An 11857-nucleotide genomic window follows, 5' to 3' on the forward strand; every position below is an offset into this window, starting at 1 on the left:
GATTTCCTCGCGGTACCCAAAGCCCTGCACGGTTCGCCGTGTGGGGTTTTTTATTGGGGAGAGCTTTGAAACACCAGGCAAAACACCTGCCGTGCGTACCAAAAAACCCTGACTAACCTACAAGCATCCCACTGAGCAAGGACGCTCTCGATGCTGCCCTACCTGCATGTTTTCCTCTTCCTGCTTGCTTTCATTGCCTCAACCGCCAACGCCAATGCATGCCCCGACTGGACCGCCGACCGCGCCATACGGGAGATCGCCGCGCTCCAGCAGCAAATCAGCCGTTGGGACGACAGCTACCACCGTCAAGGCCAATCTCTGATCGCCGACGAGCTCTATGATGAATCCCGCGCGCGGCTGAGTGAATGGCATCACTGTTTCAACGTCGTGGAAAACGCCGACCCTTTGCGAACCGCTGGCGGAACGGTTGCGCACCCTGTCGTCCACACCGGCCTGAACAAATTGCGCGATGCACAGGCCGTCAAGGACTGGCTGCGTGATCGCAGCGACATCTGGGTCCAGCCGAAAATCGACGGCGTGGCGGTGACGCTGGTTTATCGCGGCGGCTTGCTGAATCAGGCGATCAGTCGCGGCGACGGGATCAATGGCCAGGACTGGACCGCTTCGGCGCGGCAGATCAAATCGATTCCGCAAACCCTGCCTCAACCACTGGATTTGCTGGTGCAAGGCGAACTCTACTGGCGTTTGACCGATCATGTTCAAGCACGAAGCGGAAGTCTCAATGCGAGATCGACGGTTGCCGGGTTGATGGCGCGTAAAACGCTCCCACGCGAACAGGCCGATGGTATCGGCCTGTTCGCGTGGGACTGGCCACAAGGCCCGGCGAGTCTGCCCGCGCGTGCGGCAGCGCTGGCCCATATGGGGTTCGCGAACACTGCTCAGTACGCTCAACCGATCAATGATTTTGCCAGCGCAGAGCATTGGCGTGATCACTGGTATCGCTCCGCCCTGCCTTTCGCCACCGACGGTGTCGTCCTGCGTCAGGGCCAGCGGCCATCCGCCACACGCTGGCAGGCGAAAGCGCCCTACTGGGCCGTCGCCTGGAAATACCCGTACGCCCAGGCGCTGGCCGAGGTTCGCAAGGTCAACTTCAAGGTCGGCCGCACCGGCCGCATCACCCCGGTGCTTGAACTGAAACCGTTCGCGCTGGATGACCGACAGATCAAGCGCGTCAGTGTCAGTTCGCTGCGACGCTGGAAAGAACTCGATGTGCGCCCCGGGGATCAGGTGTCCATCAGTCTGGCGGGGCTGACCATCCCAAGGCTCGACGACGTTGTGCTGCGCGCCGCCGAACGCCCCGAACTGGACGCACCCTTGGCGGCCGACTTTCATCTATTAAGCTGCTGGCAGCCCACGCTCGGTTGTGAAAGCCAATTCCTCGCGCGATTGACCTGGCTTAGCGGCAAGAAAGGGCTAGCCTTGCCTCATATCGGGCCGGGCACCTGGGAGAAACTTTTAGAAACACGCCGTTTGAATGGCTTGCTGGATTGGTTGGCCCTGGATGCTCAGGAGCTTGCTACCATTGATGGCTTCGGCGAGCGCAGCAGTGCCCGCCTCCTCAACAGTTTCAACGAGGCTCGACAACGCCCGTTTACGCAGTGGCTCAGAGCCTTGGGTTTGCCGCCCACCGGCCAGGCAACGCTGGCGCATTCGTGGCAGGCACTCGCCGAACGGTCTCTTGAGCAATGGCAGGCTGAAGCCGGCATCGGCCCGGGACGCGCGGCGCAGTTGAGCGCTTTTTTTCGCGACCCTCAGGTCGTGGCATTAAGCGAAATATTACGAGTGGCCGGGGTCGACGGTTTTTAACAGCTGCCGACGCTCCCCATGCGGGAACCCAACGGTATCGATGGGCTCAAACAGCCCATCGCAACATCGATCCGACTGCCTTTCACATGGAGCTTTTATGAAACTACTTTCACCGCTTGCCCTGTTGACCCTTTGCAGCGTGCTGGCCACTCCATTAATGGCAGCCGAAGACGCTCCAGGCCTGACCGGTTGCGCCGCCAAGAAGCAGGCCATCGTCACTCAGATCGAGCAGGCCAAAAGCCACGGCAATGCCGAGCAACAGGCCGGCCTGGAAAAAGCGCTGAGCGAAGTCACCACTCATTGCACCGATGCCTCCCTGAAAAAAGAACGGGAAAACAAAGTGCTCGAGGCCAAGCACGAAGTCAGCGAGCGTCAGGAGGACCTCGATAAAGCGATGAAGAAAGGCGATCCGGAGCGAATCAACAAGCGCAAAGACAAACTCGCCGAGTCGCGCAAGGAATTGCAGGAAGCGCTCGACGAGCTGGATAAATAAGCTCCGATATGAGCGAGGGGCTTACGTGACGAGGGGCTTGCCCCCGTCAGCGCCGCAGCGGTCGTAGCCGGCAAATGCGGTCTGCTGAATAGCCGCGCACTGGGCATGCTTCGCAGCCCAACGGCGCGGTGCGACGTTTCGCTATACCCCTCGCCACACGAATGCATTGCCAATCAATGATCGCGAAAATCTTTATGGCACGCACTGCAGGCATCTTCGACTTTCTGCACCGCGGGCCCCAGATTGCTGACTCTGTAAGGCTGAATCTTGCTGGCGATTACCAGCTCACCGGTGGCGGCTTCGAGGTTGCGAGCCATTTCCTGAAACCGCGCCTGCTTCTCCCAGACTTCATCGGTGGCGCTGGTGTGATCATCCTCGCGCACCTGCGGGAAATGTTTCCACGGCTCATGGGACAGCGCATCGAGCTTCACCGCGCCGTCTGCGAATTTCGCCCCGTCGAACGCAATGCGCCCACGCAACATGCCGCCAAGGTCTTCAGCCGTGTTGAGCATTTGTTTGAAGATCGCCTTGCGCTGGCCCAGTGGCGAATCGGGGTCGACACCACCGCACGCAGACAGCGTCAGGCAGGCCAGCAATACAACGGAAATTCTATTAAAAGTCATGGTGGCTTCTGGTCACGGAAACGGCGGCCAGTATCCTCGCGTCACCGGAAAACACCAATAGCCCTATTATCAATACGGTTTGTTTGAGCGCATGGAGCACTCACGCGACCGACTAAGGAATCACTCCATGAACAGCCGTTTCAAGACATGGCGCCCCAGCCTGACCTGGACTTTTCCGATGGTGGCCGTGCTTGCAGGCTGCACCGGTGGCGAACCTGAAAAACCGAGAACCCACGCCCTGGCGACTTATGCCAGCGCCACGTGGGAGGCACTGCCAGCGGTGACCGACGCCGACCTGATCGCCGGCTTCGGTTCGTGGCGCAGTGCCTGCACGCGACTCAAGGCCGACCCGGTCTGGGGCTCGACCTGTGCGGCCGCCGCCAATGTGCCGCAGACCGCCAATGACATTCGCGGCTTCCTCAACCAGAACCTCGACGTCTACGGCTTGCGCGCCGCCAAGGACAATCCCAATGGCCTGATCACCGGTTACTACGAGCCGGTGTACCCCGGTAGCCTGACCCAGACCAGCGTCGCCAATATTCCGGTGTATGGCGTGCCGGAGGACATGGTTATTGTCTCGCTGGACAGCCTCTACCCGGAGCTGAAAGGCAAACGCCTGCGAGGCCGGCTCGAAGGTCGCGTGCTCAAGCCGTATGACGACGCGGCAACGATCGGAACCAAAGGTGTGAAGGCGCCCGTGGTTGCGTGGTTGACGGATCCGATGAACCTGCAGTTTTTGCAGATTCAGGGTTCGGGCCGCATCCAGCTCGACAGTGGTCGACAGTTGCGCATTGCTTACGCGGATCAGAATGGCCACCCGTATAGGCCAATCGGCCGCTGGCTGATCGAGCAAGGCGAGTTGAAAAAAGAAGACGTGACCATGGGCGCAATCAGCGACTGGGCCAAGGCCAACCCGTCGCGCATTCCCGAACTGCTTGGCAGCAACCCGAGCTACGTGTTTTTCACGCAGAACCCGGACAGCAACGAAGGGCCGCGTGGCTCGCTGAACGTGCCGCTGACCGCCGGCTATAGCGCGGCGGTTGATCGCAAGGTAATACCCCTGGGCAGTCTGTTGTGGCTGTCCACGACTAAACCCGATGGCAGCGCATTGGTACGGCCAGTGGCGGCTCAGGACACCGGCGGCGCGATTACCGGCGAAGTCCGTGCAGACTTGTTTTGGGGTACCGGCGAGGCGGCCGGTCAACTGGCGGGCAACATGAAGCAACAGGGGCAAATCTGGATGCTGTGGCCTAAAGGCGCGTCGTTACCGCAAGTGCCTCAGGTGGCTGATGCGGTGAAAGCCAAACCTTGAGATCGGTATCGGCGTTTAGAGAGTAATCGCGAGCAAGCTCGCTCCCGCAAGAATGTATTTCAATGCGGGAGCGAGCTTGCTCGCGATGAGGCCAGGCAAGATGACCGAGGCGCGGTCAGGCAGACACCACAAACAAACTTGCAATCAACCCCATCCCTACAAACCACACCAGCGACCGCAAGGTCGCCCAATCCGCCAGATAACAAATGATGAAGAGCAAGCGGCTGGTGATAAACAACACCGACAGCACATTGATCGTTACCAACTCGGCATTGCCAGCCAGGTGCGCGACGATTACCGCAGCGGCAAAGGCCGGAGTCACCTCAAAACTGTTCAGTTGCGCGGCGTGTGCGCGTCGGCCCAGACCGTTGAGGGATTCCATAAAATCCCGTGGATCATGGTTATCCCTGATCCTGAAACCGCCACTGATCTTGGCCACGACCGTGCACAGATAAGGCAGGAAAATCGCCACCAAAATGCACCACAGAGCTACCGTCATAGAGCAATCCCTTTTTCAAGTTGTCGAGCGCCGAGACTTCGTCGACGGCGAGCCAGTGAAAACTTCACCCCCCATATGCCGATCAATATCAGTCCACAGGCTAAGAGCCGCGGTCTGCCGAAAGGTTCTCTCAAGTAACGCATGCCGAACAGCACTACCAGAATCATGCTGATCTCGCGCAACGCCGCCGCTTCGGCAATCGACCCCGGTTGCATGGCCCATAGCACCAGAGCGTAGCTGAACACATTTGTGGGCATGGCTTGCCCGCGATGGCGTCATTGAGAACGTCTTCGCGGGCAAGCCATGCTTCCACAGGCACGCGGCGCGAGAATTGATTCGCGATATGTCAGCAGCTGTTTATACTGCAGGCGACCACGCCGCATTCAGTTGCGCACAGACCAATTCCAATAATTTCTGTCTCTGTCCGTACTCATCGAGAACGGTCATAGGCATGCGTATGCCTGATCAAAGCGTCAAGACTACCGACAGAGACCTTGCGCATGCCACTTGCTTTATTTGCCCTCGCCGTTGCCGCCTTCGGTATCGGCACTACTGAATTCGTCATCATGGGCCTGTTGCCCGACGTTGCAGGCGACCTCGCCGTCAGCATTCCCGACGCCGGCCTGCTGATCACCGGCTACGCCCTGGGCGTGGTGTTTGGCGCACCGATCCTCGCGGTCGGCACCGCCAACATGCCGCGCAAAGCCACGCTGCTGGGCATGACGCTGATGTTCATTCTCGGCAATATTCTGTGCGCCCTGGCGCCCAACTATGCCACGTTGATGGCCGCTCGCGTGGTGACTGCCTTGTGCCACGGGGCGTTCTTCGGCATTGGTTCGGTGGTGGCCGCCGGTCTGGTGGCGCCGAACAAACGGGCGCAGGCGATTGCCATGATGTTCACTGGCCTGACTTTGGCCAACGTGCTCGGCGTACCGCTAGGTACAGCGCTGGGACAATACGCCGGGTGGCGTTCGACGTTCTGGGCGGTGTCGGTGATCGGGGTGATCGCGGCCATCGCACAGTGGCTCTGGTTGCCCAGGGACATCGCCATGGACAAGGCCAACCTCGCCAGCGAATTCAAGGTGCTGGGTAAGGTCAACGTCCTGCTTGCGCTGGGCATGAGTGTGCTGGCGTCTACCAGTCTGTTCAGCGTCTTCACCTACATCGCGCCGATTCTGCAGGACATCACCGGCGTCAGTCCCCATGGCGTAACGATCATGCTGTTGCTGTTCGGCGTCGGTTTGACCGCCGGCAGCATGCTCGGCGGACGCCTGGCGGACAGTCGCTTGCTGCCTTCACTGGTAGGCATGGCGTTGGCCACGGCAGTGGTATTGGCGGCGTTCACCCAGACCAGTCACTCGGCCATCCCCGCGGCGATCACGCTGGTGTTGTGGGGTATTTTTGCCTTCGCCCTGTGCCCGATTCTGCAACTGTTGATCATCGATCAGGCGCATGAAGCGCCCAACCTCGGCTCAACGCTGAACCAGAGTGCGTTCAATCTCGGTAATGCGGCGGGGGCCTGGATTGGCGGCCTCGTGGTCGCCAGCGGCGCAGACCTCGCCGACCTGCCCTGGACGGGCGCGCTGGTCAGCGGCTTGACGGTGCTGACGGCGCTGTTCTTTATTTACTTGCAACGTCGCGGTGGGGCCGCGGTCAATGCGAGCGGCTGAGTAATGATCGCCGAGGCATCGATTTCGCGAGCAAGCTCCACATTGGACTTCAGCGCACACGTGACCTGCGATGAGCCTGCGCCAGCGGCACGGGCCGGACATCACTGATTACTCCTTGTGCTCCTGCAGATCAGGTTTCTCGCCTTGATCGGCAGATTGCTTCGGTGGCCCGCTCTCACTGCGAATCTGCGCGTGGCTGATCAGGCCGAAAATGAAACTCCCGCCGATGATGTTCCCTGCCAGGGTCGGCCCGGCGAAAATCAGCCAGAAATCCTTCCACGGCAATTCGCCGGCAAACACCAGATAGGACACTTCTGCGGAGCCGACCACGATGTGGGTGAAATCCCCCAGCGCCATGAGGTAGGTGATGAGGACGATGATCCACATCTTTGCGCTTTCCATGGACGGGATCATCCACACCATCGTGGCGATCATCCAGCCGGAGATGATGCCTTTGGCGAACATTTTGCCTGCGTCGTTTTCCATGACCTTGCGGCCGATGTCGAGGAAGGCCATGTCGGTCCTGGTATCGAAAATCGGCAGGTGCAGCATCACGTAAGCAACCAATATGGTGCCGCAAAGGTTACCCACCAGCACCACTGACCAGAGACGCATCAGTCGGCCAAAGTTGTTCAGCGTCGGCTTGGTCATGACCGGCAGCACAGCGGTCAGGGTGTTCTCGGTGAACAATTGCTGCCGGGCGAGGATGACCGCGAGGAAGCCCGCGCAGTAACCGAAACTGGCGATCACCTTGAAGCCTTCGCCGTCCGGCAATCGTGAATTGAGCAGCCCCATCGCCATCAGCGACAGGCCCATGGTCAGGCCCGCAGCCAAAGCCGACCACCACAGGGCGGCAACACTGCGTTCGAGTTCCTGATCGCCCTGGGTGCGGATGATTTCATGCAGCACCGCGGCGCGCGGTGGCTGATTCTTGTCGACGTCGTGTTTCTCTTGCGCCGAAAGGTTCGGGGTCTTGCCGTCTTTTTGCGTGTCCATATAGCTCCGGAGCCGGTGGCGTGCGATGAGAATACGACACGCCGAGTCCAAGTCCGTTCTACATGGCCGGCATTATTCGACGGCGGCATCATCCCTGAACTGGTCTTTGACGTATTTGATCTCGGTGCGGCCATGCGGCGCGGGCAAGCCGTCCTCTCCCAGATTGACGAAGACGATCTTCTCCACCGTGAGGATGCTTTTGCGGGTGATCTTGTTGCGTACTTCGCACTTCAGGGTGATAGACGTGCGACCGAACTCGGTGGCAGTGATGCCCAGTTCAATGATGTCGCCCTGACGCGAGGCGCTGACGAAGTTGATTTCGGAGATGTACTTGGTGACTACACGCTGATTGCCCAGTTGCACGATGGCGTAGATCGCCGCTTCTTCATCGAGCCAGCGCAACAGGCTGCCGCCAAACAGCGTGCCGTTGGGATTGAGGTCTTCGGGTTTTACCCATTTGCGGGTGTGGAAGTTCATGGGGCGTGGACTCCAAAGTGTTTGATGGACAGGTTTACGCCCCCAGCTTCAAGTTTCAAGCGACAAGCTGCAAGTTAAAAGCCGATCGGCTTTCACTTGTCGCTTGCAGCTTGCAACTTGCAGCTCAAAGCCAGCTATAATCGCCACCGATTCAGAACGGCTACTACCGTTTTCCCGCCACCTGTCCGAGGGGCGCTGCAGCAGGTTCATCCTGTCAGGCTCGGATGGGGCGTTGCCTGGCCACGGCCGGACACTAAACGCACAACGGCGCCCATTCGCATACATTACGAATGGAGGCTCTTCATGAGCGCTGTTATCACGCCTGCAGATTTTAACGATTACAAAGTTGCCGACATGTCCCTGGCTGCCTGGGGCCGTCGCGAAACCATCATCGCCGAATCCGAAATGCCGGCCCTGATGGGTCTGCGCCGCAAGTACTCCGCCGAGCAACCGCTCAAAGGCGCGAAAATCCTCGGCTGCATTCACATGACCATTCAGACTGCCGTGCTGATCGAAACCCTGGTTGCCCTGGGTGCCGAAGTACGCTGGTCTTCCTGCAACATTTTCTCGACTCAAGACCAGGCCGCTGCTGCCATCGCTGCTGCCGGTATCGCGGTTTATGCCTGGAAAGGCGAAACCGAAGAAGAGTACGAGTGGTGCCTGGAGCAAACCATCCTCAAAGATGGCGCGCCTTGGGATGCCAACATGATCCTCGACGACGGCGGCGACCTGACCGAGCTGCTGCACAAGAAATACCCGGCCATTCTCGATCGCGTTCATGGCGTGACCGAAGAAACCACTACCGGCGTTCACCGCCTGCTGGACATGCTGGCCAAGGGCGAGCTGAAGATCCCGGCCATCAACGTCAACGACTCGGTAACCAAGAGCAAGAACGACAACAAGTACGGCTGCCGTCACAGCCTGAACGATGCGATCAAGCGCGGTACCGACCACCTGCTGTCCGGCAAGCAAGCGCTGGTCATCGGTTACGGTGACGTGGGCAAGGGCTCCGCTCAGTCGCTGCGTCAGGAAGGCATGATCGTCAAGGTCTCCGAAGTCGATCCGATCTGCGCCATGCAAGCCTGCATGGACGGTTTCGAACTGGTTTCGCCATTCATCGACGGCATCAACAACGGCTCCGAAGAAAGCATCGACAAAGCGCTGCTGGGCAAGATCGACCTGATCGTGACCACCACCGGTAACGTCAATGTCTGCGACTCGAACATGCTCAAGGCTCTGAAGAAGCGCGCTGTGGTATGCAACATCGGCCACTTCGACAACGAAATCGACACCGCTTTCATGCGCAAGAACTGGGCATGGGAAGAAGTGAAGCCGCAGGTTCACAAGATCCACCGCACCGGTCCTGGTTCGTTCGATGCGCAGAACGATGATTACCTGATTCTGCTGGCCGAAGGTCGTCTGGTGAACCTGGGTAACGCCACCGGTCACCCGAGCCGCATCATGGACGGTTCGTTCGCCAACCAGGTGCTGGCGCAGATCTTCCTGTTCGGCCAGAAGTACGCCGACCTGTCGCCGGCTCAAAAAGCCGAGCGCCTGACCGTTGAAGTATTGCCGAAGAAGCTCGACGAAGAAGTGGCCCTGGAAATGGTCCGCGGTTTCGGTGGCGTGGTCACTCAGTTGACCAAGCAACAGGCTGACTACATCGGCGTGACCGTCGAAGGCCCGTTCAAGCCGCACGCTTATCGTTACTGACAGCAGCTGCGAGCTACAAGCTTCAAGCGGCAAGTAAAAGCGGTTCGTTTACTTGAGCTTGAGGCTTATAGCTTGCTTCTTCATCGCTATTACGCAGCCCAGAGTTGCGGGCTTCAAATACAAGAATCGGCGCGACGCCCTCTTGCAGCTTGAAGCTTGCAACTTGCAGCTGGAGACCCCCTCCATGTCCCAAGACCGTCGCTACAGTTTCGAGTTCTTCCCCACGAAGACCGACGCTGGGCATGAAAAACTGCTCGCCACTGCCCGTCAGCTGGCCACGTACAATCCCGATTTCTTCTCCTGCACTTACGGCGCCGGCGGTTCGACCCGTGATCGCACGCTCAACACCGTGTTGCAGCTTGAAAGCGAAGTCAAAGTCACTGCCGCACCGCACTTGTCCTGCGTCGGCGACAGCAAGGACGACTTGCGCGGCCTGTTGGCTCAATACAAATCGGCCGGCATCAAACGTATCGTTGCCCTGCGCGGTGACCTGCCTTCGGGCATGGGCATGGCCAGTGGCGAAATGCGGCACGCCAACGACCTGGTGGAATTCATTCGCGAAGAGACCGCTGACCATTTCCACATCGAAGTCGCCGCCTACCCGGAGATGCATCCGCAAGCGCGCAACTTTGAAGACGATCTGACCAACTTCGTGCGCAAGGCCAACGCCGGCGCCAACAGTGCGATCACCCAGTACTTCTTCAACGCCGACAGCTACTTCTACTTTGTCGAACGTGTGCGTGCGATGGGCGTGAACATTCCGATCGTGCCGGGCATCATGCCGATCACCAATTACAGCAAGCTCGCGCGTTTCTCCGACGCCTGCGGTGCGGAGATCCCGCGCTGGATCCGCAAACAACTGGAAGCCTACGGCGATGACACCCCGAGCATTCAACGTTTTGGTGAGCAGGTCATCACCGAAATGTGCGAACGCCTGTTGCAAGGCGGTGCACCCGGTTTGCACTTCTACACACTGAACCAGGCGGAAGCGAGCCTGGCGGTGTGGAATAACTTGAAGTTGCCGCGTTAAAAGACGTTTAACGCGCAATCAAGATCGCGGCCTCGTTTCACTCGACAGCTCTTACCGGGCTTCGGACGAGACGAGACTGCGATTTTTGGCGTTTTGTATGACCAAAATGTGAAGCAACACACGGAGATAGAGCTTGCGCATGCGGTTTCTGGCTCTTTCCGGTTTCTCGTCGTAATCTCAAACCATGCATTGGATTGCCCAGTTACTCACCGCGTTGCTATTCACTTGCCTGAGCGTTACTGCCCGGGGCGAAAAACTGCGCATTGTCACCGAGCCGTGGGCTCCATACGTCTATGAGCAAGACGGAAAAGCACTGGGCCTGGATTACGAAACGACAGCCATCGTGTTCAAACGACTGGGCATCGAAGTGGAATGGCAATTCCTGCCATGGAAGCGCTGTCTGTCCATGCTGGAGCAAGGCCAGGCCGACGGTGCACTGGACATTTTCCACAGCACCGACCGCGATGCGACCCTGCTCTACCCCAGCGAACCACTTTCCGAAGTGCAGTTCGTCATGTTCTACGCCAAGGAGCGACCTCATCCTTTTCGCAGCCTCGAAGAACTGCGCGGGCTGACCATCGGCACCTCGCCGGGCTACCTGTACAGCGACGACTTTCGCAAGTCGACACTGTTCACCCGTGAGCCGGCGCCCAGCCATGAAGCGAACTTCGGCAAACTCGAGCGTGGACGTATCGACTTGCTGATCACCGACCGCCGCGTCGGTCAGCATTTGCTGGATCAACTGAATATCCGCGACAAGATCAGCGAAAATCCGACTGTCATCAGCCAGCAAAGCCAGTTTCTGGCGGTGCGTCGCAATGCCGGCATGGATCTGCTGGTGCAGCGCTTTGGCGCCGAACTCAAGCGCTTCAAACGGGAACCTGCCTATGCGGAACTGAGCGCGCGATACGGGGCCAGTCCAGCGGCCAGAGCGAACGCCGCCCAAGCGACGCAAGTCACTGAAAAAACCGTTGAGCAGCAGGAAAGCGGCGCGCAGTGATTGCTCTGTTATACTCCGGCGTTCCCGCCAGGCTCACGCCCGGACGCTCGGAACCGTTCAAGGCATCTCGACCCCGCTACAGCGCAGCTTTGCAGCCCGCGCGAGCGCTCCAGACGAGCCTTCGTGACCCAGCAGGACCGGACGGGATTGCGTTCTTCATAAACGCCATTCGCGCCAGGCAAGACTCCCATTGGGCCAAGCCCTAACTAAAACAGGA

11 protein-coding genes, 1 pseudogene and 1 riboswitch are annotated in these 11857 nt (G+C 59.1%); of the genes and pseudogenes, 7 read left to right on the top strand and 5 right to left on the bottom strand.

Annotation, left to right across the window (positions count from 1 at the left end):
* Positions 1-150: 150 nt before the first annotated feature.
* A complete protein-coding gene (gene ligB / locus ACYZT1_RS23405) occupies positions 151-1827 on the top strand; it encodes an NAD-dependent DNA ligase LigB (protein ID WP_462016899.1) in 1677 nt (558 codons plus the stop codon).
* A 97-nt stretch (positions 1828-1924) separates the two neighbouring features.
* On the top strand, positions 1925-2320 hold the full coding sequence (locus ACYZT1_RS23410; protein ID WP_462016900.1) for a DUF1090 domain-containing protein: 396 nt from the start codon (positions 1925-1927) through the stop codon (positions 2318-2320).
* 173 nt (positions 2321-2493) lie between these two features.
* Here ACYZT1_RS23410 and ACYZT1_RS23415 read toward each other — a convergent pair whose 3' ends face one another.
* Positions 2494-2943 carry a c-type cytochrome gene (locus ACYZT1_RS23415; RefSeq protein WP_462016901.1) on the bottom strand — a complete coding sequence of 150 codons (450 nt, stop codon included), beginning with the start codon at positions 2941-2943 and terminating at the stop codon, positions 2494-2496.
* Positions 2944-3070: 127 nt separating this feature from the next.
* On the opposite strand from ACYZT1_RS23415, the gene mltA reads away from it, so the two are divergent.
* Positions 3071-4255: a murein transglycosylase A gene (gene mltA / locus ACYZT1_RS23420; RefSeq protein WP_462016902.1), complete on the top strand. Its 1185-nt coding sequence runs from the start codon at positions 3071-3073 to the stop codon at positions 4253-4255.
* Positions 4256-4370: 115 nt separating this feature from the next.
* On the opposite strand, the gene ACYZT1_RS23425 is transcribed toward mltA, so the two are convergent.
* Positions 4371-4754 carry an MAPEG family protein gene (locus tag ACYZT1_RS23425; protein WP_462016903.1) on the bottom strand — a complete coding sequence of 128 codons (384 nt, stop codon included), beginning with the start codon at positions 4752-4754 and terminating at the stop codon, positions 4371-4373.
* A gap of 74 nt (positions 4755-4828) precedes the next feature.
* Positions 4829-4993: pseudogene (locus tag ACYZT1_RS23430) on the bottom strand (EamA family transporter); the annotation flags it as partial.
* Positions 4994-5254: 261 nt separating this feature from the next.
* Here ACYZT1_RS23430 and ACYZT1_RS23435 point away from each other — a divergent pair.
* Positions 5255-6424 carry an MFS transporter gene (locus ACYZT1_RS23435; protein ID WP_462016904.1) on the top strand — a complete coding sequence of 390 codons (1170 nt, stop codon included), beginning with the start codon at positions 5255-5257 and terminating at the stop codon, positions 6422-6424.
* Positions 6425-6532: 108 nt separating this feature from the next.
* Here ACYZT1_RS23435 and ACYZT1_RS23440 read toward each other — a convergent pair whose 3' ends face one another.
* The gene (locus ACYZT1_RS23440; RefSeq protein ID WP_462016905.1) at positions 6533-7420 is read right to left on the bottom strand and encodes a formate/nitrite transporter family protein; all 888 of its coding nucleotides are present in this window, start codon (positions 7418-7420) and stop codon (positions 6533-6535) included.
* A gap of 72 nt (positions 7421-7492) precedes the next feature.
* On the bottom strand, positions 7493-7897 hold the full coding sequence (locus ACYZT1_RS23445) for an acyl-CoA thioesterase (protein ID WP_462016906.1): 405 nt from the start codon (positions 7895-7897) through the stop codon (positions 7493-7495).
* A gap of 181 nt (positions 7898-8078) precedes the next feature.
* Positions 8079-8177: riboswitch (S-adenosyl-L-homocysteine riboswitch) on the top strand.
* A 23-nt stretch (positions 8178-8200) separates the two neighbouring features.
* Between ACYZT1_RS23445 and ahcY the strand changes: the two genes are divergently transcribed.
* From ahcY to ACYZT1_RS23460, 3 genes are all read left to right on the top strand, one after another.
* Positions 8201-9610: an adenosylhomocysteinase gene (gene ahcY, locus ACYZT1_RS23450; RefSeq protein WP_462016907.1), complete on the top strand. Its 1410-nt coding sequence runs from the start codon at positions 8201-8203 to the stop codon at positions 9608-9610.
* Between the two features lie 184 nt (positions 9611-9794).
* Positions 9795-10640, top strand: a complete 846-nt coding sequence (metF, locus tag ACYZT1_RS23455) for a methylenetetrahydrofolate reductase [NAD(P)H] (RefSeq protein ID WP_462016908.1) — start codon at positions 9795-9797, stop codon at positions 10638-10640.
* Positions 10641-10824: 184 nt separating this feature from the next.
* The gene (locus tag ACYZT1_RS23460; protein ID WP_462016909.1) at positions 10825-11640 is read left to right on the top strand and encodes a substrate-binding periplasmic protein; all 816 of its coding nucleotides are present in this window, start codon (positions 10825-10827) and stop codon (positions 11638-11640) included.
* The last annotated feature ends 217 nt before the right edge of the window (positions 11641-11857 follow it).

Source organism: Pseudomonas sp. PB3P13 (assembly GCF_054897735.1).